The organism is Nostoc sp. NMS9 (assembly GCF_017114995.1).
Classification (GTDB): domain Bacteria; phylum Cyanobacteriota; class Cyanobacteriia; order Cyanobacteriales; family Nostocaceae; genus Nostoc.
Map to the genome: position 1 here is coordinate 1 of NZ_JABXKL010000104.1, position 22868 is coordinate 22868.

Below are 22868 nucleotides of genomic sequence, written 5' to 3' on the forward strand. Positions count from 1 at the left end.
CCAAATATACCCTTTTCCATAATTTAGCGCAGCTTCATACAGAATTGGTATTAGATATCACCTTGGGTGTGCAAGCCGAGTACGCAACTGTACATCGTCTAGCACGTTACAGGCTCAAAGCTAAGCTCAAAGTTCCACGTCCGCGTAGTCGAAAGCAGGACGAAAAAAAACTAGAGGCTTTTAAAAAAACCTCGGTGATGACTTGCAATTAATTGCTCAATACAGCGCCATCATGTTACCACAGTACGAAAATATCCGTTATTTTGTACAAGATGAAAGTCGATTTGGACTTAAAACCATTGAAGGGCGAAAGATTACGTTACCTGGGGTTAAGCCTATTGGTGAGTGGCAATGGCTTTTTTATTGCTTTTTGGCTATACGGAGCAGTTGAACCTCTCACGGGGGAAAGTTTATTTTGGCAGTTTTCTCATGTCGATACCGAATGCTACCAGCAATTTTTGAACGAGTTCGCTGCCTGTTATCCCAAATCACTCAATGTTCTTCAAGTTGATAACGGCTTATTTCATAAAGCTAAACGTTTACAAATTCCACAGAACATCGTTCTTTTGTTCCAACCTGCTCATTCTCCGGAACTGAACCCTATAGAGCGAGTTTGGGAATATCTCAAGCAAGACTTGAAATGGGAGCTATTTGATAACCTGGAGCATCTGCGAACTAAAGTTGCTCAACTTCTTGCTGAACTAACTCCTAAAATTGCTGCTTCTTTGACTGGTTATGACTTCATCCTTGATGCCTTATCTGTCGCAAACATTTTTTGAATTGGTATCAGTATCTAATAGAAGTTTTGTAACAAGTTAAATAGACCTCTTGCAAAATTATTTTATGGTATGGTAGAAGGTTTTTATAATAAACCTCTTGCAAAATTATTTTATGGTATGGTAGAAGGCTTTTACATGAATTCAATCCCCTAATGCAATGGTAAACAAAAACGGCATACCCTCAAATCTCAATTTGAGATTGATCTGGAAACTTCACAAATATGTTGTGTTGTAAATGATTCAGGTCGCAGACATGATTTCAAAGTGTTTGTTAACAGTAAGGTACGTTTCCATTCCGATACTGAGAGTCTACAAGATAGTGGCTACCAAGGAATTGCCAAATTTCATGCCAATAGTCATTTACCGAAGAAGAAGCCCAGAGCAGGCAAGTTGAGGAATGTTGATAAGCGATTGAATCGTGATTTAGCCAGTCGTCAAGTTATTGTTGAACACGTCAACAGACGATTGAAGGTATTTCGGATTCTTAGTCAACGCTATCGTAAGTAAGTCGTGGAGAAAATTTATAACTATGTAACAAACAATTAAAGAGAAGAGTTAGAGTTAAATCTTATACGTTGTGTACTGTAATTTTCCTTCTCTGCTCTAGCTTGAACTCCATCAATCACAGCATAGGCAAGGTCTAACTCATCTTCAAAAGTTTTCGAGGCTAGTTCATCTTTTTTGAGGTGTTGCCACTCCAATTCAATCGGGTTCATTTCCGAACAATATTTGGGTAGAAAGAAGATGTACAAACCCATCTCTTCCCACTTTGGCCATAACTCCTGCACTTCTTTACATCGATGTATTGGGCCGTTATCCTGCACTATGACTCTTATGCGTCCCGTTTTTTGTGCTTCTAGTGCTTCAAGCTCCATCATTTGAATATAAGATTTGCGTGAAACGCCTCCAATTACCAGACCGTAAACGAAACTAATTAACGGTTGAAGAAAGTCAATAATACTTAACCTTCGACCTCGACGCTTGCTCTGCTCTAAACGTTTTTGTTTGCCTCGGAAGTAGTAGCTGTAACTCGGTTCACTCCAAGCACAAAACCCTGATTCATCTAGATACTTTAAATCGATTTCTCCTGCGGCCGCAGACAATTCCAACATTTCCAAATCTGCTTGTTTAACTTGCTGTACTACTGGATCTTGTTTTCCTTTATGGCTTTTTCTCGTTCGTTTCCAAATGACCCCCTTTTTTTTAGTACCTGCCTTAACCAGTCAGGACTCAATGTTATCGAGCGTTCTTGTTCTAATCTTTGGGCTAATTGAACGCTGTTATATGTACGAGGTTCTTTCTCTAAACATTCTTCTAAGAACACCATGTCATCTTCCGTCCACCTTGATTTTCCTCCTCGCCCTGGTTTTTCCCAAAGTCCCTCTAAACCAAGATGCTCCCATCTATGCAAAACTTCTCGCACTGTTTGTGCTGTCCAATTAAAGTGAGCCGCTATCTTCTCTACGTACCAACCATTTGCGCTCAATCTAATCACTTCTGCTCTGTCTTTAACTTTCTGGGGGTACATCTGCCGTTCTCAGGTTGAACAAAGTTCTATCTTGCTCACGAGTCAGAAATACTCTTAAACGATCGATTTCGGCGTTTGAGTAAGGATTATGAATTATATACAGAGTTAAGTGAAGCTATGATTTATGGTTCATTAATTCGTTTGATGATAAAGCGAATGGTATCTTAAGCTTTTGTTTACGAATCAGCTCTTATTACTTTAGTTATCTAACGGAAATTAACATGACATACAAGAATGCTGTTTTAAACGATCTAGATCTTCAAAAGGATTTAAAATCCATCAACGAAAAGTTTGGTGATTTTTGCACTCGCGTGGCAGGTGAAGCGTGGGGACTGCCTTTAATCGATCAAAAAACAAAGGCTCTAATTACGATCGCAGTTGATGTTGTAAATCAAGACCAAGTAGGGCCGGGTAGCCCTTTCGCTGCACACGTACATATGGCTCTTAAGCAAGGAGCCACTGTTGCAGAGATAGAGGAACTTCTTTTATTCATGTGCGTTTATGGCGGTTTCAATAAAGTCGCTGGTTGCTTTGGTGTCCTCAATGAAATTCTCAGTTCCCAAATCTAGGGTCTAGACAGTAGACGTGAATAAAGGAGAGTAATAATGATAGCAACAATCACAAAAACCGACTACTCAATCCGCGACCAAAAAGGTAAAGTAGCTTTCTACGTTCTGTTGTGGAAACGCAAAGGTATTTCTTTAGAACTTTTCGATGACTACTGGAGAGATGTTCATGGGCCAGTCTGCGCTAGGCTTCCGAGTCAATACCAATACTGGCAGTTTCATTTAGCTCAAAATGAAGGTGGACTGTGGCCGAGTATTAACGGTATTGAGTACATCTGTCCCCAAGAAAATCAGTTCAATGGGATTGCTGAATTGACCTTTGAGTCAGAAGCAGAACGCGATATTTGGTTCAAATCTGCCGCCATTCTCATGGATGACGAGCATAACGTATTTAGCAAAGCAATTGGTTACAATACTAGCCCTGGCAATTCTCAAACATATATAGATAGTATCCCTACAGGAGATCCCAACGGCAAACAAAGTGTAATTAAATTCCACGTCATGGTGAGAAAAGCTCATGGCGTAAGTGTAGAAGCTTTTCGCCAATATTTAACAGACAGCTTTGCACCTGCTGTTGTCCAAAGCAATTCTGTGCTGAAATTCCGGCTGCATTTGTTTGAAGAAGTAGATAATTCTCGTCCAGATGCTGCTGGTGTATCTCATTTTGAACCCGCAGAACAGCAGTATCAAGCTGCCTTTGAAATTGCTTTTTCTAATCCTTTGGAAATGGAAACTTTCTTTGCCTCAAAAGAGTATGCTGCTGCTGTTCAAAACCAAGCTAAGTATATTCAGCGGCTTTTACCATTTCCCGAACGCACCACTTACACCTTTGTCTATGACAGCAAAATGACTCTAGCCGGTCAACGCAGTTCTACTGTTGCAGAATTGATCGCAAACATTGGCGCAACCAATCAACTTAAAGAGGACGTAGTTAGTTTAATGCTGGAACAAAAACTCATCACCAACTCTAATGGCCATTCAAATAGTTTTAGTAATGGTTCCCAAAACAGTACAAGCACATTTACTAATAAAAGAACTAATTACTATAAAGATTTAGCAGCAGATTATTCTCGCCCAGGACTTGTAACTCCCTATGTAGCCAAAAAACTTATAGAGGATAGTGAGAGATTTGTTGCACTAAAAGAAAGGACGTTACCAGAAATTAGTCCTTATTATACTATCGAACAAATTGAACGAGAAAACAAAGAATGGTGGCCGACTCATTGTGAAGCTTTAAGGCAAGGAAGAGGCGATATATTAACTGGTGAATATCGCAATGATTTAGTTTATTTCTGTCAAGATGGCCCTTATCAAGGCTTAGAACAACAAAAAGAACGCGAACAACATTGGTGGGCATTAATTGCTCAACCAGGTGTAACTATGTGTTGGCCAATTGTGATGTTTCATGGTGAAGTTACCTTCTTTGAATGGAAGTGTGTGGATGATGAAACTAACGAAACACTTGCTAAAGGAAATGTCACCTGGATTCGTCGCGGTCATAGAGGTGGATGTTATCTCAAAACTGAGCAATTGACTTTCTATCGTGATGTTTTTGCTCCAAGTGGATTATTGAAGTTGATCACCACAGCCTAAAGGACTTCCAAATAAAAAAATATCCCATCGCTTTGGAGGCAGGGGAGCCAGCGACGGGTTCGTAGGGAGTTTCCCCCATCCATGAGCGACTCGTGTTAGCGAAGCGTTAGCGACGTAGGAGCGTCATCCGAAGGGGAGCAGGGGGAGGGAAAGTAGCTGCAATCAAACAAAATGACATTAGATGCTCATCAGAAATACAAAAATGCAGTTTTAGATGATTTGGAACTGCAAGCAGCTTTAAAAGGTATTAATCCGAAGTTTGGCGATTTTGTGACTCGTGTAGCTGGTGAAGCCTGGGGTTTGCCATTAATTGACCAAAAGACTAAGGTGCTGATTGCGATCGCAGTTGATGTTACTAATCAAAATCATCGAGGCCCTGGCAATCCTTTTGCAGCACATATTGATATGGCTCTTAAACAAGGAGTTACTTACCAAGAAATTGCCGAAGTTCTTTTATTTATGTGTGTCTATGCGGGATTCAATAAAGTCGCTGGCTGCTTCGGTGTACTGAATCAGATTTTTGAAACAAGGAAAAAGTCAATGACCACAGCAGTAAGAAAGGTCGATTATTCAATCCGTGACCAAAAAGGCAAGGTTGCTTTCTATGTTCTGTTGTGGAAACGCAAAAGCATTTCCACAGAGCTTTTCTCTGATTACTGGAAAAACGTACACGGGCCTCTGTGCGCTCGTCTCCCAGGACAGCATCAATACTGGCAGTTTCATATAGCTCACAACGATGGTGGTATTTGGCCGATAGTCGGCGGCGTAGATTATACCTGTACTGAAGAAGATCAGTTTAGTGGAATTGCCGAATTAACCTTTGAGTCAGAAGCTGAACGCGATATCTGGTTCAAATCTGCCGCCATTCTCATGGATGATGAACGCAATATTTTTAGTAAAGCGATCGGTTACAATACCAACCGTGGCAATTCTAAAACTTATATAGATACTATTCCCACAGGTGAACCTAATGGAGAACTAGGTATCATCAAATTTCATGTCATGCTGAAAAAATCCCCTGGCGTGAGTGTGGAAGCTTTTCGCAAATATTTAACAGATAGCTTTGTACCTGCTGTTATTCAAAGCAATTCTATCCTAAAATTCCGACTGCATTTATTAGAGGAAGTAGATAGTTCTACTTCTCGCCCAGATGCGGCTGGGGTATCTCATTATGAAGCCCCAGAAAAGCAATATCAAGCTGCTTTTGAAATTGCTTTTGCCAATCCTCTAGAAATGGAAACATTCTTTGCTTCCAAAGAATACGCTGTTGCTGTTCAAGATTTGCCGAAGTATGTCAAGCAGCTTTTACCATTTCCTGAGCAAACTGCTTACACCTTTGTTTATGACAGCAAGATGACTTTGGCAGGTCAATGTAGTTCTAATGTTGCGGATCTAATTGTGAAAGTAGGAGCAACAAATCAACTCAAGTCAGACATAGTTTCTCTTATGAGTGGTAAGCAAATTGCTAAATCGGGACTAGGCCATTACCTCCAAGGAGTGCAACACATCGGCGTAACAGTTGAGAACATGGCAAAATCCCTCGAATTTTACACAGAAGTGTTAGGAGGAAAATTAGTTATTGCCGAACATGATTTAGTGGGTGATGCGATGCAAAATACCCTCTTCCAAAAAGAAGAACTAGATGCGCTCACCAAAGGTATTAGCCTCAAAGGTTTTGATGTACCTAATCTTAGAGATAATCAAGCAGCCTTAGATATTAAGTTCATTTCTTTTGGCAATACCTGTGTTGAACTTATATATTTCAAAGACCCGACAAAACCACATATCCAGTCTTCTTCTGTGAGTAGCCTGCCTTCTCATATTGGTCATGTAAATGCAATGCACCTCTCTTTCCACGTAAAAGATGATGTGGATCTAAATGTTTTTGCCAAACTTTTAGAAGAAGAATGTCAAGCGCGTGGGCTGAACAACGTTATTTTTAATCGGGTTATTCAAGTCAAATCAGAAGAAGAAAGAAGACAAGTTGCCCTTAAATATAATTCTACTAAATTTTGGCATGAGCCAGATTTATCCACAGCAGAACAATCTGAAACAGACTTTGGTGAACTAGAAGGTTGGGCATTGTTTTATTGTAAAGGGCCAAATGGCGAACAGCTTGAATTCAACCAAGCTACCCGCAAAGTTAAAGGACTTTTTAAGCAAGCACAGGAGAAATATAACATGGCAAACAATACATATTTTACACATTCAGATGCTAAGTTTTTAGGCATAAATTCTCAACAAAAAGAAAACATATCAGAAAGAGTGTATGCTACATTTAGCAGTCCAGTAAATGCTTCATTATCAACAGTTTGGAATGTTTTACTAGACAAAATTGAAAACCCAGAACGCTACAATCCAGAAGCTAGAGATTACAAAGTTATAGAGAAATGTAGCAATAGTATACTGCGCGAAATGAAAGCGCTAAACATGACAGTCACGGAAAAAATTACTTGGGATGAAAAAACGGGAGAAGTTCGACATATATTGGTGAATAATCCCCTTTTTACTGGTCATGCCGTTAATACAGTTATTCGTCCTACAAGCAACAATCCTAACGAACTCCCAATAATTACCTATACATTAGATTGGGAGCCTTACAATGAAGAAGCTCGAAAGATTGCTCAAACAATCCAACCCAAGATAACCCAAGCAATTCAACAAGCTGTTCTAAACTCAAAAACTATAGCGGAACAGCAAGAAGCACAAAAAACACCACAATTTGCTATTTCCAATGGCAAAGTAGAAACTTCAAATGGAAGTAAACCTAAGTTAGAAAAACTTCCAGGAATAACAACAGATATGGTCAAACGCTTATTCTCCAGAGGCGAGGCGTTTGATTCAGAAGGATTTATTACTTTCTTTACCGACACGCCTGTTTATCAATTTGGCAACTTTGATGTCTGTCTAGATAAAGCAGCAATCAAGAAGTCAGCGGATGCTTTCTTTAGTCAAATATCGGCTGTATACCACGAAATTAAGATGATGTGGGAAATAGCCGATGTAGTTTTCGTGGAAATGGATGTCACCTACTGGCGTAAGGATGGTTCGGTAATTACACTTCCTTGCTGCGATATCTTCCGCGTAGAAGGAGATAAATTCTCGGAATTGCGGATTTTTATGGATGTGAATCCTGTATTTAACCCCTCAATTCCTGTTCCTGATTCAGCTTCTGTATTTACTATTAGTGAAGGTAAAAGGCTTGCAACTCCTGACACAATGAGGCTGCATTTTGCAGAACATGCTGAAGCACAAGAAAGGGTGAAAAATGGATTTGCGCCAAAATGGTCAATTACCGGGCCAAAATGGCCAGTTGATTCCCCAGGTGCTGATGAAAAATCTGCGGCACAGTTAACAGCTGTGGGTGAATTAGCACAAGCTGTAACTGCTCAAGATTGGGAAAAAGTCAAATCTTATTTAACTGATGATATCTTTTACAAAGTTGGTTCTGGTGAAGTTGTTTATGGCCCGCAAGCTGTAGTAGATTTCTTTGCACGCACATTTAAAACTACTGCTGTTTTTTATAGTCATGATGTCAGAAAATTTTGGCAAGAGCCAGATATCATCACTATCGAAATGGATGCAAAATATGAAATGGTTCATAGTAAAAAGCATGTAATCATCGCCTGCTGTGATGTCTATAGGATGCGAGGCAACAAGGTGAGTGAATGGCGCGTTTATGCTGATATGTCTCCTTGGCAATCGTAATGAAAACAGGCATTGCTGATTAATGGGATGATTACTCACACAGATACCCAAAGAATAAAAGTTTGAGAGATTAAACTTTTAATTTCCATCCTCATATTCAGCAATGCCTCAAAATAAATTTTGCCTATTCCTGATACTCTTCAAATATAAATTTGTAGAAATATAATGAGGTAAGCTATGTCACAAAAAGTAATTAGTTTATTAGCAGATGCTTTTGATAATCCTGCTTTACAACAAAAACTTCATACTGCTAAAACTCCAGAAAGTTTTGTCAAGATTGCATCTGAAAATGGTTACAATTTGACTCCAGAAGAATTAGCATCAGCACTCGGTAAAGTCCATGTCGTTTTTGGTGAAGTTGTCGAGTCAATATTAAGTGGCTTAGTTACAGCAGATAGTACTAATGAAGCTGCAATAACAGAAAAGATTTCTGGAACAAATGTTGATTTAGTTAAACGCTTATTCTCTAGAGGCGAGGCGTTTGATTCGGAAGGGTTTATTACTTTCTTTACTGACACACCTGTTTATCAATTTGGCAACTTTGATGTCTGTCTAGATAAAGCAGCAATTAAGAAATCAGCGGATGCTTTCTTTAGTCAAATATCGGCTGTATACCACGAAATTAAGATGATGTGGGAAATAGGCGATGTAGTATTCGTAGAAATGGATGTCATCTACTGGCGTAAAGATGGCTCATCTGTTTCACTTCCTTGCAAAGATATTTTCCGAGTTGAGGGCGATAAATTCTCGGAATTGCGGATTTTTATGGATGTGAATCCTGTATTTAACTCCTCAATTCCTGTTCCTGATTCAGCTTCTGTGCTAATGGCAAGTCAAGGAAACCACCTGCTACCCCCCGGAACAATGAGGCGGCATTTTGCAGAACATCCTGAAGCACAAGAAAGGGTGAAAAATGGATTTGCGCCAAAATGGTCAATTACCGGGCCAAAATGGCCAGTTAATTCCCCAAGTGCTGATGAAAAATCTGCGGCACAGTTAAAAGCTGTAGGTGAATTAGCGCAAGCTGTAACTGCTCAAGATTGGGAAAAAGTCAAATCTTATTTGACTGATGATATCTTTTACAAAGTCGGTTCCGGTGAAGTTGTTTATGGCCCCCAAGCTGTAGTTGATTTCTTTGCACGCACATTTAGAACTACTGCTATTTTTTATAGTCATGATGTCAGAAAAGTTTGGCAAGAGCCAGATATCATCACTATTGAAATGGATGCCAAATACGAAATGGTTCGTAGTAAAAAGCGCGTGACGATCGCCTGCTGTGATGTCTATCGAATGCGAGGCAACAAGGTGAGTGAATGGCGCGTTTATGCTGATATGTCTCCTTGGGATAACTCTTGAATCTTAGGTAGGAAGTGCGATCGCTACCATTAGATTCACTTGCTGTACTAGGTCTTAGGAAAAAATTCTACTCAGAAATTATCTTACTTCCTAGTACGGTAAGCACTAGCTTGCCCATATATGACTTTACTACCTTCTGGTCATCTAAAGGAAACTCATTGGCATGACACATACCACAAACCCCGTTGGGATTATCAATCCAGGTATACAAAAAAAAATTGATGATTACCTGCTCGTAACACAGGACGATCCATCTCGCCCAGCAGTTTATGCCTCTGGAGACTTATATACTTACTTAGCAACTTCTAAAGAAACTAACTTTGATTTCAATTTTTTCGATTTCTTCCTGCCAGTCAACGGCGGCCCACCAGCTCACTTTCACCCTTACGAACACGAGACTTGGTATATAACTGCGGGAAATATTCAATACAATTTAGGCGATCAGGGAACTAATAGTATCGTATTGCCTGAAGGCAGTTTAATCTTTGGTGCCAGATACCGAATACACGGATATCATAATATAGACTCAGCGACATCAATCTCAGGGAACACTCCAGGGGCAAGGACGCTTTCTTTGACAACTCCTGGGGCGCTAGACCTCTTCTTTGATAATATAGCTATCCCAATCAAAGATAGGAACGATCCAATACCTGGATTCACCGCTGTTCCAGGCGATGCAACCTACAGAAAACTAGCAGAATTTTCGATTCGGACTAATGCTGGCATCAATTTTGCTCCGCCAACTTATCAACCTCCCGCAAATGCTAAGAAGTACGTACTGGTGCTGCCGGCAGACGCACAGGGTGAAGTAGTAGAACAGGCAAAAGAACTCTCAAAGCTTGATGGTTTTAGTGTCTGGACAACTGGCGATCAACCAGGGTTAGCGAAGCGACCAACATTTAATGGCCCATTTGGCATTGAGTATACTTCCCTGCTCAGTTTTGAAGAGTCGGGAAATGAGTTGGCCTACAATCAGTTTTCGCTTGCACCCCAGGAAACTGATACCTTTGTCCAAGCTAACTTAAATGCCAACCAAGTAGTGAAGCATACTGAATCGTCAGCAACTGGTGTTGCCGATTTGGAATCTGTTTCAGACGGTATTAGCTACGCTGTGACAGTAGATGGTTTAGACTTTGGACAATTTTTACCGGGCGGTACTGCCCAAACTCCTGATAATCAACTAGATGACGTTGTTGCCATCCATATCCATTCAGGCGATCGCGGTATCAATGGCCAGGACGTATTTAATATTTTAGATCCGGCTCATCAGGATGAAGGAAATCTTAGTCTCACTTTGAATGCGGATGGTTCCACGTCCCTTAACGGTGTCTGGAATTCTACAGAAGCACAGATTCCCGAAGAATTGATTGATTTCCTCAATGGTAGTGGCTTACCGGGACAAGAAGCCGACTACTACTTCGAGATCGACACCAAGGGGAATCCAACTGGTGAGATTCGCGGTCAAGTTGCTCGCAACAGTAATGATTTTCCCGATTTAGTTACCAGTGATAACCATCAACTTTTATATGTCACAGAAGGGCAACTATCCGTCAAAATCGGTGATGAAGTCAGGCTTGCCGGCCCGGACACCTCTATTGAAATTGCCCCAGGAAATGAATATGCGATCGGTAATTTTGGCACACAAGAAGTCAAATCGCTAGCAGTTTCCATACCGCAAAGAAACCTTGAACCAGCGCCTATTCCTTCATACTTAAATCCTCAAGGAAATATCTCGCCTAAGCAACTGGTTTACCTCAAAGATACAGACGATGTATTTTATCAGCCCAATCGCAAAAATCTTCGGGTTTACGGTGGTGAGGGTAATGATGAACTTTACGCCACTAAAGACGATCGCCTCTTCGGCGAAGAAGGAGACGACCTACTTGACGCTTCTAGTGGCAAAGGTCACAACCTTCTCGATGGCGGTGAGGGAAACGACTTGCTTATAGCTGGCAAAATGGATCAACTGGTTGGGGGTGACGGAGACGACAAACTCATCATTGGTAGCGGTAACAAAAACGTCCTCTACGGTAATGATGGAGCCGATCAGTTTTGGATTGCTAACGGTAGAATCCCCAATACTGTTGCCGATCCTAGACAAATAACCGACCAGCAATTTCCCTTTCCCGACTTACTGCCGTTAAGAGATACTCAAAACATCATCGCAGACTTTGAGCTAGGTGTTGACAAAATTTACATTAACGGCATCTGCGGTATCTCTGACTTTGATGATTTGAAATTGCTACCTGCGTTTGGCGATATTCGCAGCACCAGCATCGTCGCTAGCTTGGGTGGCAAGGATATCTCCTTTGCAAATTTGTCGGGTGTTCTGTTCAACGAATTGTCGGCTTCAGATTTCGTTATCAGCTAAGTTATCACAAAGTGCTGAGGAGCCACTGCGGTCTTGGGGTCTCCCCAAGTGGAGCAAGTGGCGTTGCTGAGTATAAAGCTAGTTAACACTTCTCATTTGTCACGTTTCTGAATGCAAGTTGGTCGGTATCAATTGCTCTTCAGATTTTCCTTAATTTCCTCAAACATAACCAAACTAAACACCTTTACTTTAGCCCTAACCCGGAAATAGGAGCAAAAATGATTACAATTAGCGACAAAGCTGGTCAAACTACTGCAATCAACATTTTCACAGTTGAAAGTCCCGAACAGCAGCAGCGCATAGTAGATTTCCTGGTGGAGAATAAAGAAATACCTATGAGACAACCAGGCTTCATATCAGCCAGTGTACACACAAGTTTGGACGGCAAGCGAGTTATCAATTACGTTCAGTGGCACAGCAAGAAAGATATGGAAGTAGCTATGAAAGACCCAGATTTTATAGCTATGAAAGAGAAAGTTGGAGGTTTTGCACCTCACGATTTCAACTTTTACCAGGTCGTCGTCACAATGGAGGCGTAGTGATTATTTAAATCTAGAGGTTAATGGTGAGTTAGGAGGTCAAGAGTGATTAAATTTTCTCCCTTGCACTCATTCCCCCACTTCCACTTACTCGCCCGCAGTATTGGCAAGCGCATTAACTCAAGGCTTTCAATCTGCCTTCTATCTTGGTGCTTGTTTAGTGACATTGGGTGCGATCGTTGCGTTTTTAGTTATCCAACAACAAACTAAATACTCTCATCATTAATAGCGCCTTTTCAGATTTCGCTGAGATGAAACAGAACAACTTTACATTCAGTATTTATCTAAAAATTGGCATCTAATACATACAAATAATTAATCAGTGAGGCAATCATGACAACTAATTTCAAAGGAAAAATCGGTGTACTTATTGAAGAACATTTTGACCAAACTGAATTTCGTAAGTTCAACGAGTACTTTCCTCAACAAAGCTACGAAGTAGAATACATTTCTCATTTATGGGGCAATCCCCAATTAACATTCGGCTCAAATCCCGATAATGGTGAAGTTGAAGATCATGTAATTGTCACCACAGAAGTGAACGATATAGATCCATCTGACTACAAAGGTATTATTTGTATCGGTGCTTATGCTATGGATCGGTTGAGATATCAAGCTTCTGTTAAGAAAGGTCAAAAAAATCAAGCTCCAGCAGTAGTTTTTCTTAGAAAAGCCATAAATACAGAGGATGTGAAAATTGGTACAATCTGTCATTCTTTATGGCTTTTCTGTGCTGATACAGATTTAATTAAAGGTCGCCAAGTTACCTGCGCCCACAACATTATTTGTGATGTAGAAAATGCTGGTGGAGAAGTGATTTATGAAGGTGATGCAACCGCCGATTTAGTTGTTGATGGCAATTTGATCACAGGAAAACATCCAGGGGTTGTAGACCAATTTATGGAAGTTTTTATAGAAGAAATTGAGAAGCAGGAACAAAAGCTAAAAGTCGAAGCAAATGCTTGAGGGAGCAGGGGGAGATAAGAATGGGAAAAGGGAAAAGGGACTTAATTATTCCTTTACCCCGCCCAAAGGGCTTTGACTCTTGACCAATGACTAATGACCAATATTGGAGATAATCTTATGGATCACATGAGTTTTTCGTTTTCAGATATGATCGCCGGTTATGTTACTCAGTTTAACCGTAGCGAAAAAAGCTTTGGTATCAAAACATCAGATGAACGCGAATACCAAGCATACCTCACTCCTAGCGCTTATGGTCGAATTAGCCAAAATTTAGAAGAACCTTATCTTGACTGTACTGCTCGCTTTGGTGAAATGCTCACTCCTGGTCAGCACGTATTTGCTTATGGTGTTTTCTATCCTCATGGGCAAGATCATAAGTTTGAAGTTAAATATCTTGTTTTTCCAGGTGATGCACCCAACAAATATCGGCATGAAGAACCAGATTGGTGGGTCAAACAAATACGTTCAATTGCTGATTCTTACCTGAAATGGCAGTTTGGCTACCCGAAACAGCCAATTGATTATCAAGAATATCGCACTTATCTCAACTTGGCTGGTACGAAAAAGCATGATAACTTCTTGCAAGAAACTGATACAATTTCTCGCTTGGTATACGGTTTTGCCTCAGCTTACTTGTTAACCGGAGAAGATCGCTTTCTGGAAGGCGCAGAAAAAGGTACTGAATATCTGCGTCAGCACATGAGATTTTATGACCCCGATGAAGATTTAATTTACTGGTATCATGGTATTCAAGTTACAGGCAACCGCGAACAAAAACTACTAACTTCTGAGTTTGGCGATGACTATGATGCTATTCCAGCCTATGAACAGATTTATGCTTTGGCTGGGCCGATCCAAACTTATCGGATAACAGGCGATCGCAGTATTCTTAAAGATGCTGAGATGACCATCGATTTGTTCGATCGCTTTTTCTTAGATAAAGATGGCGTTGGTTATTTCTCCCATCTTGACCCTATAACTTTAGATCCGCGTGCAGAATCCCTGGGTGCAAACCGCGCCCGCAAAAACTGGAATTCAGTAGGAGATCACGCGCCTGCTTATTTGATCAACTTATGGCTAGCAACTGGCGAACAAAAATACGCCGATATGCTGGAGTACACCTTTGACACAATTACCAAATATTTTCCAGACTACGAAAATAGCCCGTTTGTCCAAGAACGATTCTACGAAGATTGGAGCCATGACACAACTTGGGGATGGCAGCAAAACCGCGCTGTCGTAGGTCACAATCTCAAGATTGCTTGGAACCTAATTCGGATGCAAAGCCTCAAACCCAAAGATGAGTATTTGGCACTAGCAAAAAAAATTGCTGAACTGATGCCTGCTGCAGGTAGCGATCGCCAGCGTGGAGGCTGGTATGATGTTGTAGAGCGAACACTGGGCGAAGGTGAAGAACAATACCGCTTTGTCTGGCATGACCGAAAAGCTTGGTGGCAGCAAGAGCAAGCAATTTTAGCCTATCTAATTCTACACGGCGTTACACAAGACCCAGAATATTTGCGCCATGCTAGGGAAGCGTCAGCTTTCTACAACGCCTTCTTCCTCGATCATGATGATGGTGGCATTTACTTTAACGTTTTAGCAAACGGGCTGCCCTATCTTATGGGTAATGAGCGCTTTAAAGGTAGCCATTCAATGAGCGGTTATCACTCAACTGAATTGAGCTATTTGTCAGCAGTTTACACCAACCTGCTAATTACCAAGCAACCAATGGATTTTTACTTTAAACCGCAACCAGGAGCATTTAAAGATAATCTCTTGCGGGTGCAGCCAGATATTTTGTCATCTGGAAGTGTACGAATTGGTCAAGTATGGATCGATGATGAAGAGTATACCAATTTTGATGCAGCTGCTTTAACAGTCAAGCTGCCAGATACACAAGAACAAGTGAAAGTTAAAGTGCAAATCGTTCCCAATTAACTAGAACTTTGTGTCTTAGTGCCAACCACAAAGACACAAAGTAAAAACACTAGCAAATTGAGTTTTTCACTTCATTAAATACATTCAAGCCTATGAAAATTAACATCGAACTGCTGCCAGTAACACTCATAGAAGCAACTGCAATTCCAGAATTAACCGCTTTAAATGAACTTTCACAAGTAACTTTAGTAACAGTTGTCGGTGATGTAGATACCAATACAGCACCTCTAGTACAGGAGCAGATTATACCACTAGCTCAAGCAGGAATCAGAATAATCCTGGAAATGTCCAAAGTACCTTATATGTCCAGTGCTGGCTTAAGAATGTTACTAACACTCTACCGACAAATATCTACCCAAGGCGGACAGATTATTTTGGTAGGACTTTCTGAAGATATCAGGGACACAATGTCTATCACAGGATTTCTCGACTTTTTTAAAACTGCTGATACTCTTGACCAAGCACTAGAAACTCTTAATGTCAAAGTTCAGGTCACTCCCGCTTAGGGACTATTTTCAAACTACTCGTTACGCCTTTCAAAATTTGGCGTTGCATATTTGCAGGATGATTTTTTTCACGCACAGATGCACCGAAAAGTTTGAGCGCCGGCTTCCGGCGTTAGCGTAGCGGTAGCGAGTCTTCTTCCAAAGGGAGACGCCAAAGGCGAACGAGCGTCTCAAAGCTTTATCAAGCTAGAGGCGCAGAGAGTTAAGATCAGAGATTTTCGGTGCGTTAGGACTAAAGTTCATAACACACCTTACCAGATTCTAATTTTTGACTCTTGTACAGATGCGATTAATCGCGTCTCTATGACCTATTTCTAAATACTATTTCTGAAGAAGCAAAAAAATGCAAAGAATCGATATTCATCCCACCCATAATTATGCTGGTTTCAAACTACGTCCAGGGCGGCCGTTTCCTTTCGGAGCTATGTCGATACCAGGAGGTGTGAATTTTTCTATCTATTCGCGCCATGCTAAATCCTGTACTTTAGTGCTATTCAAAAAGCACGCTCCCGAACCGTTCGTGGAAATTCCCTTTCCTGAAAATTTTCGCATTGGTAATGTTTACAGCATGATTGTATTTGATCTAGATTACGAAAACATTGAATACGGCTATCGTATGGAAGGCCCTTTTAACCCAAGAGCAGGTCACTGGTTTGATTCAAGGAAAATTCTTTTAGACCCTTATGCCAAAATCATCGGTGGTAGAGATATTTGGGGAGAAAAACCTAACTGGGATGATATATATCATCATCGATCGCGTTTAGCATTTGATGATTTTGACTGGGAAGGCGAATGCCCATTAAAAATCCCTACTGAGGATTTAATTGTCTATGAGATGCACGTCCGCAGCTTTACCCGCCATCCCTCATCTGGCGTGAAACATCCAGGGACATTTGCTGCCATCCGCGACAAAATCCCCTATCTTAAAGAGTTAGGCGTTAACTGTGTTGAGTTGATGCCCATCTATGAATTCGACGAATTTGAAAACAGTCGCCCCAACCCTCAAACAGGGGAACTACTGCTAAATTACTGGGGTTACAGTACTGTGGGCTTCTTTGCGCCGAAAGCTGGTTATGCGGCTACAGGGAAATATGGGATGCAAGTTGATGAACTCAAAACGCTGATTAAAACTCTGCATAAAAACGGCATTGAAGTCATTCTAGATGTTGTTTTTAACCACACAGCGGAAGGCAACGAGTACGGGCCGACGATTTCTTTTCGCGGAGTCGACAACCAAACATATTATATGTTGACACCAGAAGGCTACTACTTTAACTTCAGTGGCACTGGTAACACCCTTAACTGTAATAATCCCATCGTTCGCCAGATGGTACTTGACTGTCTGCGCTATTGGGCTGCTGAGTATCATATTGATGGCTTCCGCTTCGATTTGGCGACGATTTTAGGACGTGACCCTTGGGGCGCACCACTCTCGAACCCACCACTGTTAGAAAGTCTTGCCTTTGACCCAATTCTCGCTAACTGCAAACTAATTGCTGAAGCTTGGGATGCAGGCGGTCTCTACCAAGTTGGCTCTTTTCCGGCATTTGGGCGTTGGTTAGAGTGGAATGGTAAGTACCGCGACACTATTCGTAAATTCCTTAAAGGTGAGCCTGGGTTAGTGGGAGACATGGCACAGCGCCTACAAGGTTCGCCGGATCTCTATGCTTGGGCTGGTCGTGGCCCGACAGCTTCGATTAATTTCATCACCTGCCATGATGGTTTTACGCTGATGGATTTGGTTTCCTATGATGGGAAACACAATGAAGCCAACGGTGAAAATAACAACGATGGCACTAATGATAACGATAGCTGGAATTGTGGTTGGGAAGGACAGACTGACAATCCAGACATCAACGCCTTGCGCCGACGACAGATAAAAAATGCTGTGGCTATGTTGATGGTCAGCCAAGGAGTGCCAATGATCCTCATGGGTGATGAGGTAGGACGCACACAACATGGTAATAATAATACTTATTGCCACGATAACGAGCTCAACTGGCTGGATTGGAGATTATTGGAATCTCATCCAGACTTGTTTAAGTTTTTTAAACACTGCATTGCTTTTCGTAATGCTCACCCAGTGTTGAGAAATAAATTTCACTTTCGTAATGTGGATTACATGGGGAGTGGCTATGCCGATATTACTTGGCATGGAACTCAGGCATGGAACGGTGATTGGTCTGACTCTAGTCGCATCCTCGCTTTTATGCTCTGTGGTGAACACGCTAAGGAGGGAACGGTAAGTGACGATTACATTTACGTAGCGATGAATATGCATTGGGAAAGTCAGTGGTTTGAAATTCCCAGACTTCCTGCAGGAAGGCAGTGGCATATTTTTGTTAACACTGGTGCCACGCCACCAGATGAAAGCTGGACTCCTGGGACAGAACCAGTACTAGAAGATCAGTACGGATTGCTGATAGGAGGGCGATCGGTGGTCATATTAGTAGGAAAACCGGTTGTGTTGCCAATACCTTCGCCAAAATAAGAGCATGAAGAGGTAGGGCGTTTTGTGGTTGTGTTGCAAAAATCCATGCCCAAGCAAGTGTTATATTCTTTCAAGAGACTAAAATGTGACCTCGATTCTCACTGATGAGCTAAGGGGCAGTGAAAGGATGAAGGATAAAATTGTAGTCTTCTGCCTTTCTCTGCACAATCAGTATTGTAATGTCATCATACTGGGGTGCGTTGCTAATGTGAGCGAACAAATTAGTTTTAATATGCTCTAGCAGGGCAGATGACAAGAGTGCAGACTGGTCTAGCAGCGATTGTAGTCGCTTTTCAGTAAAGAACTGACCACTGGGACTGCGTGCCTCAGTCACCCCATCGGTATAGCCAATTAAGATATCACCTGGTTCCAACTGCACCTGTTGAATTTTAAATTTCATATTAGGCATCATCCCGACTGCTGGGCCGGTAGCGTTGAGGCTTGCTTTCACGCCAGTATCGCCGACAATAAACAGAGTTTCGTGTCCACCATTGATATAGGTGAGAATGCCAGTTTCCGGATCGAGCACCCCAAAAAACAGTGTGGCAAACATGCTCATTTGCATATGTTGATGCGCTACGTAGTTATTCGTAAGTGCTACGGCTTTCAGAGGGTTAATTTGGTATAAATTAGTTGTCACCTCCGACTCAAGCAAAATGGATAACTCAGCTTCATTGGCAATAATAGACAGTCCGCCCAAACTAATTTGTCCGGAAAAAATACGGATTAAGCTGCGGAACAAAGCCATGAACAGCGCTGCACCTACACCCTTGTCGGCAACATCAGCAATGACTAGCCCCAAGTAGTCACCAGGTAGGAGGAAAACGTCGTAAAAGTCGCCAGCTACTTGACGGGCAGGAGAGAAAAATGTGGCAATCTCCAAATTAGGTAGCTGTGGGATTTCGTTAGGCAGAAAATCTCTCTGAATTTGCCGCCCTTTTTCTAATTCGTAGTTAAGCGCTTTAGAATAGGCTTCACTTTTACAATAGAGTTGGGCATTTTCCAAAACTATGGCGATTTGATCGGCAGTTATCTGCATTAAATGGGCAATTTCCGGGCTAAAATGCCCCGGTTCTTGGTGTAGCAAAGTAAGAATGCCTAACAACTGTTCATTCCTGAGAATTGGAACAGCTAATGCTGAACGCACAGTGTAAGGCTGATTGGGCAACTGCAACCAGCGATCGTCAGTCTCAGTGTCTACAATTAATCCTATCTGATGCTGTCTGTATACCCAACCAGCAAGCCCCTGTGCTAAAACAGAACCAATCAGGCGATCGCGCTCTGCTTGTGCTGCCTCCCTTTGCGTCAGGATGCTATCGGTGACAACACCCTGGCGATCAAGTAAAAACAGACTGCCTTTCTGGGCACCAGTAAGCTGACTACAAACATCTAATGTGTCTTTTAAAGTAGCTTTCAACATCTCTTCTTCAGGTGAAGCGCGGATAATTGTCGCCACCGAATACTCCAGCAGCTTCTTTTGAGCTTGGAAAGCAGCTTTTTCTGTTTTCAATTCAGCTACCTCTTGCCGGAGTGCCTCCAGTTCCTCAATTAGCTGTTGATGTTTTCCTGCTATACCGTTCTCTTCATAAGATTTTTGGATCATAAAATATAGACCTGTTACTTTAATAATAGGGGTAAGACTCAACAGGGCAATTCTTCACTGAGTGACTACTTAGGATATTTTAATATAAAAGTTCTACCTTTAATATTTGACGATTTATAAACAATTTTTGAGTTAAAAGTGAAATTTTGGTATTGTCTGAAATACAGTTGTGTTGCAAAAATCCATGCCAAAGCAAGTGTTATATTCTTTCAAGAGACTAATCTGTTTTAGGAAATTAACAAGCAATTAAACTGATATCACAAGTAAGTTTATCTATAAGGTTATCAAATCAATCTACTTAAGGAAAAAGATTATGACCTTCAATGCTACTCTGGAAACAAATAATGATATCGCCACAATTAAGTTGTCTGGCGAACTGGATGCCCTAACTGCACCAATTTTTAAAACAGAAGTGGACAAAGCTGCATCTCAAGGAGTAAAACGCCTTGTTTTACTCTTGCAGGATTTAGAATATATGTCTAGCGCTGGGTTGCGAGTGCTAATATTCGCCAAGCAAAAAATGGGTGCAAATACTGATATTTACGTCGTTGGCGCTCAAGAAAGTGTGACAAGTACCTTGAAAAAAACTGGATTTGATCGAAGTGTTATTTTGCTTGATCAGGATGATATTGCAGAACTAGAAAACGTTTAGAGGGGTGCATATTAATTAGTTGGCTACAAGGTAGTTGATATGCAACCATCTTTAACAGTACCCGCAACTTTGGATTCACTTTCGGCGATCACAGAATATGTAATCACAGCCACCACAGCAGCTGGGTTAGACAAAAAAGCTGCCTACCGCTGCCGCCTAGCAGTAGACGAAATAGCCACTAACATTATTATGTATGGCTATCCTCAAGCGGGTTACGAGGGGGTTTTGTACTTGCAAGCAGATATTGACAAGCAAGCTTTGACAATTTCTATTGAGGATACAGGTATAGCCTACAATCCAACCCAGACTCAGCTTTCAGAAGAAGATGAGTTAAAACTGCCCCTAGAGGAGCGGCCAATTGGTGGTCTAGGCATATATCTTGCACTTCATGAAGTCGATAAGTTTTTCTATGAACGTATTGGCGAAAAAAATCGCAACATTTTCGTTATGTATCGCACTCAATCAGACCATTAGCGGGACTTAGGCAAATAAAAATAAAAATTAAAAACAAAGATATTTTGTGGAGTAGTAATTCAAGCAAATGGGATTACAGCAGAATTTGCTAATGATAAGTTTGATTCTTATTATAATAGAGAGTAACTTGAGAGCTATAGCCAGTTCTGCTGTAATTGAACCTGAAATAACTAAAACAATAAACATAGCTGAAGTAGGACGAATTTCAGACTCTAATCGCCATGAAAAAGAGGCTTCTCTAGAAAATTGTCCCTATCAACCTAAGCCTTTAGCAACAGAGACTGAAACCATTCCCCTTGTTACGCTCCAAGTTAACAACCAACCAGTCTTTATTAAGTTAAGAGGAAGTACTGTTTTTAAACGCGAACAGATTATCAATAATGACACTATTAAACAGTTAATTCAGCCGATTGAACGGCAACATCTTTCTGATGAGCAATTTAGAGCAATTTATAGGGAAATTGTCAAAGCTATTACTCAGCTTTACTTAACTGAAGGCTATATTACTTCAGAGGCAATCTTCCCCCCAGAACCTCTAATAATTACAAATGAAGGAGTTGCGGAAATTCCTGTGAGCGAGGGTTGTTTAGCAGATATTAAAGTTGCTGGCAGAGAGCGGTTAAACTTGTCGTATGTTTGTAGCCGGATACAACTTGCTGTCAGTAATCCGCTCAATATTATTAAAATCGAAGAGCAACTCAGATTACTCAATAGCAATCCGCTTTTAAAAAATGTAAAGGCTAGTTTGAAAGATTCAGGAAAGCTCGGACTGAGTAGTCTCACCGTTAGTATTCAAGAAGCAAAGTCGTTTACAAGTAATTTTAATATAGATAACTATTCTCCTCCTAGCCTGGGATCTGAACGATTGGGAATTGGACTTAGCTATGGTAACGTCACTGGACTAGGAGATAAATTTTCAGCGACTTATTACCTTTCAACTACAGGAGGAGTTAATCTGCTAGATGCGCTTTATCAAGTTCCTCTTAACTCAACGGAGGGTACGCTACAATTGAGAGCTACCCTAAATAAGACAAAAATTACTCAGTCCTCCTTGGAGCAATTTGATATTACGGGAGACCAGCAGGTTTATGAGATTAATTATCGCCAGCCTTTAACACGAACCCTGCGAAAAGAGTTTAGTTTGTCGTTGGGTTTTCGACTTCAGGATGGGCAGACCTTTGGATTGAATCGAGCCGAACTGTTTGGGAATAGTCGTACCAGCACGATCTACTTTGGTCCAGACTATATTAGTCGAGATCCAAGGGGATTTTTGTTATTGCGATCGCAATTTAATTTTGGCACTGGCTTATTCAATCCAACTATCAAATCAGACTCTAGTCCTGATGGTCTTTTCTTCAGTTGGTTCAATCAAGTTCAAAGCGTACAACAGCTCGATGAGGATAATTTATTAATTATTCAAGGAGATTTACAATTAACACCGGACTCCTTATTACCTTACTATTTATTTATTATTGGTGGTGGACAATCAGTACGAGGCTATCGCCAAAATGTCCGTTCTGGTGATAATGGATTCCGCTTTTCCATAGAAGATAGAATTACGGTATCGCGGGATCAGCAAGGAAGCTCCAGACTGCAAATTGCTCCTTTTCTAGACATAGGAAAAGTCTGGAATTCTGCTAACAATCCCCAGCGGTTACCCTCCCAAACTTTCTTAGTTGGTGTCGTTTTGGATTAATTTGGGAACTGATTGAGAAGTTCAATGTACGCTTGGATTACGGGTATCCCTTAATCGACTTAGAGGATCGTGGCAATAACGCTCAAGATGATGGCTTTT

General features: G+C 41.1%; 16 protein-coding genes and 4 pseudogenes. 18 read left to right on the plus strand and 2 right to left on the minus strand.

Annotated elements, in window-relative coordinates; all coding sequences use genetic code 11:
* The 3 genes and pseudogenes from HWQ40_RS34230 to HWQ40_RS34240 form a co-directional block, all read left to right on the plus strand.
* Positions 1-212 (plus strand): annotated as a pseudogene (locus tag HWQ40_RS34230) (hypothetical protein); the annotation flags it as partial.
* Positions 213-272: 60 nt separating this feature from the next.
* The gene (locus HWQ40_RS34235; RefSeq protein WP_292786820.1) at positions 273-779 is read left to right on the plus strand and encodes an IS630 family transposase; all 507 of its coding nucleotides are present in this window, start codon (positions 273-275) and stop codon (positions 777-779) included.
* 171 nt (positions 780-950) lie between these two features.
* Positions 951-1286, plus strand: a pseudogene (locus tag HWQ40_RS34240) (transposase family protein); the annotation flags it as partial.
* A 35-nt stretch (positions 1287-1321) separates the two neighbouring features.
* Here the strand turns inward: HWQ40_RS34240 and HWQ40_RS34245 are convergent.
* Positions 1322-2374: pseudogene (locus HWQ40_RS34245) on the minus strand (IS630 family transposase).
* 2 nt (positions 2375-2376) lie between these two features.
* Here HWQ40_RS34245 and HWQ40_RS34250 point away from each other — a divergent pair.
* From HWQ40_RS34250 to glgX, 12 genes and pseudogenes are all read left to right on the plus strand, one after another.
* A pseudogene (locus tag HWQ40_RS34250) lies at positions 2377-2475 on the plus strand (IS5/IS1182 family transposase); the annotation flags it as partial.
* Between the two features lie 53 nt (positions 2476-2528).
* Entirely contained in the window at positions 2529-2876 is a 348-nt protein-coding gene (locus tag HWQ40_RS34255) for a carboxymuconolactone decarboxylase family protein (RefSeq protein WP_292786821.1), read from the plus strand.
* A 36-nt stretch (positions 2877-2912) separates the two neighbouring features.
* Positions 2913-4466, plus strand: a complete 1554-nt coding sequence (locus HWQ40_RS34260; protein ID WP_292786824.1) for an EthD domain-containing protein — start codon at positions 2913-2915, stop codon at positions 4464-4466.
* Positions 4467-4637: 171 nt separating this feature from the next.
* Positions 4638-8174 (plus strand): nuclear transport factor 2 family protein, encoded by a 3537-nt coding sequence (locus HWQ40_RS34265; RefSeq protein ID WP_292786827.1) that lies wholly within the window; start codon positions 4638-4640, stop codon positions 8172-8174.
* A 177-nt stretch (positions 8175-8351) separates the two neighbouring features.
* Positions 8352-9530, plus strand: coding sequence for a nuclear transport factor 2 family protein (locus tag HWQ40_RS34270; protein WP_292786829.1), 1179 nt, complete (start codon positions 8352-8354; stop codon positions 9528-9530).
* Positions 9531-9693: 163 nt separating this feature from the next.
* Positions 9694-11901, plus strand: a complete 2208-nt coding sequence (locus HWQ40_RS34275) for a CHRD domain-containing protein (protein ID WP_292786831.1) — start codon at positions 9694-9696, stop codon at positions 11899-11901.
* Between the two features lie 218 nt (positions 11902-12119).
* Positions 12120-12440, plus strand: a complete 321-nt coding sequence (locus HWQ40_RS34280; RefSeq protein WP_292786833.1) for an antibiotic biosynthesis monooxygenase — start codon at positions 12120-12122, stop codon at positions 12438-12440.
* Positions 12441-12543: 103 nt separating this feature from the next.
* Positions 12544-12666 (plus strand): hypothetical protein, encoded by a 123-nt coding sequence (locus HWQ40_RS34285; RefSeq protein WP_292786835.1) that lies wholly within the window; start codon positions 12544-12546, stop codon positions 12664-12666.
* A 107-nt stretch (positions 12667-12773) separates the two neighbouring features.
* Positions 12774-13406, plus strand: a complete 633-nt coding sequence (locus tag HWQ40_RS34290) for a DJ-1/PfpI family protein (RefSeq protein WP_292786837.1) — start codon at positions 12774-12776, stop codon at positions 13404-13406.
* A gap of 117 nt (positions 13407-13523) precedes the next feature.
* Positions 13524-15347 carry an AGE family epimerase/isomerase gene (locus HWQ40_RS34295; protein ID WP_292786867.1) on the plus strand — a complete coding sequence of 608 codons (1824 nt, stop codon included), beginning with the start codon at positions 13524-13526 and terminating at the stop codon, positions 15345-15347.
* Positions 15348-15439: 92 nt separating this feature from the next.
* Positions 15440-15853: an anti-sigma factor antagonist gene (locus tag HWQ40_RS34300; protein ID WP_292786840.1), complete on the plus strand. Its 414-nt coding sequence runs from the start codon at positions 15440-15442 to the stop codon at positions 15851-15853.
* A 343-nt stretch (positions 15854-16196) separates the two neighbouring features.
* Positions 16197-18344 carry a glycogen debranching protein GlgX gene (gene glgX, locus HWQ40_RS34305; protein ID WP_292786843.1) on the plus strand — a complete coding sequence of 716 codons (2148 nt, stop codon included), beginning with the start codon at positions 16197-16199 and terminating at the stop codon, positions 18342-18344.
* A 109-nt stretch (positions 18345-18453) separates the two neighbouring features.
* On the opposite strand, the gene HWQ40_RS34310 is transcribed toward glgX, so the two are convergent.
* On the minus strand, positions 18454-19947 hold the full coding sequence (locus HWQ40_RS34310; RefSeq protein WP_292786845.1) for a PP2C family protein-serine/threonine phosphatase: 1494 nt from the start codon (positions 19945-19947) through the stop codon (positions 18454-18456).
* Positions 19948-20260: 313 nt separating this feature from the next.
* Here HWQ40_RS34310 and HWQ40_RS34315 point away from each other — a divergent pair, with 313 nt between their 5' ends.
* From HWQ40_RS34315 to HWQ40_RS34325, 3 genes are all read left to right on the plus strand, one after another.
* A complete protein-coding gene (locus tag HWQ40_RS34315; protein ID WP_292786847.1) occupies positions 20261-20599 on the plus strand; it encodes an STAS domain-containing protein in 339 nt (112 codons plus the stop codon).
* A gap of 39 nt (positions 20600-20638) precedes the next feature.
* On the plus strand, positions 20639-21073 hold the full coding sequence (locus HWQ40_RS34320; protein WP_292786849.1) for an ATP-binding protein: 435 nt from the start codon (positions 20639-20641) through the stop codon (positions 21071-21073).
* Positions 21074-21164: 91 nt separating this feature from the next.
* Positions 21165-22769 (plus strand): ShlB/FhaC/HecB family hemolysin secretion/activation protein, encoded by a 1605-nt coding sequence (locus HWQ40_RS34325; protein ID WP_292786851.1) that lies wholly within the window; start codon positions 21165-21167, stop codon positions 22767-22769.
* The last annotated feature ends 99 nt before the right edge of the window (positions 22770-22868 follow it).

Bases quoted from the DNA above. Each gene is read 5' to 3' on its own strand.
- HWQ40_RS34275 (WP_292786831.1), top strand. From the start codon at position 9,694: ATGACACATACCACAAACCCCGTTGGGATTATCAATCCAGGTATACAA.
- HWQ40_RS34255 (WP_292786821.1), top strand. From the start codon at position 2,529: ATGACATACAAGAATGCTGTTTTAAACGATCTAGATCTTCAAAAGGAT.
- glgX (WP_292786843.1), top strand. From the start codon at position 16,197: ATGCAAAGAATCGATATTCATCCCACCCATAATTATGCTGGTTTCAAA.
- HWQ40_RS34270 (WP_292786829.1), top strand. From the start codon at position 8,352: ATGTCACAAAAAGTAATTAGTTTATTAGCAGATGCTTTTGATAATCCT.
- HWQ40_RS34310 (WP_292786845.1), bottom strand. From the start codon at position 19,947: ATGATCCAAAAATCTTATGAAGAGAACGGTATAGCAGGAAAACATCAA.
- HWQ40_RS34265 (WP_292786827.1), top strand. From the start codon at position 4,638: ATGACATTAGATGCTCATCAGAAATACAAAAATGCAGTTTTAGATGAT.
- HWQ40_RS34300 (WP_292786840.1), top strand. From the start codon at position 15,440: ATGAAAATTAACATCGAACTGCTGCCAGTAACACTCATAGAAGCAACT.
- HWQ40_RS34315 (WP_292786847.1), top strand. From the start codon at position 20,261: ATGACCTTCAATGCTACTCTGGAAACAAATAATGATATCGCCACAATT.
- HWQ40_RS34295 (WP_292786867.1), top strand. From the start codon at position 13,524: ATGGATCACATGAGTTTTTCGTTTTCAGATATGATCGCCGGTTATGTT.
- HWQ40_RS34280 (WP_292786833.1), top strand. From the start codon at position 12,120: ATGATTACAATTAGCGACAAAGCTGGTCAAACTACTGCAATCAACATT.
- HWQ40_RS34320 (WP_292786849.1), top strand. From the start codon at position 20,639: ATGCAACCATCTTTAACAGTACCCGCAACTTTGGATTCACTTTCGGCG.
- HWQ40_RS34260 (WP_292786824.1), top strand. From the start codon at position 2,913: ATGATAGCAACAATCACAAAAACCGACTACTCAATCCGCGACCAAAAA.
- HWQ40_RS34325 (WP_292786851.1), top strand. From the start codon at position 21,165: ATGATAAGTTTGATTCTTATTATAATAGAGAGTAACTTGAGAGCTATA.
- HWQ40_RS34290 (WP_292786837.1), top strand. From the start codon at position 12,774: ATGACAACTAATTTCAAAGGAAAAATCGGTGTACTTATTGAAGAACAT.
- HWQ40_RS34235 (WP_292786820.1), top strand. From the start codon at position 273: ATGAAAGTCGATTTGGACTTAAAACCATTGAAGGGCGAAAGATTACGT.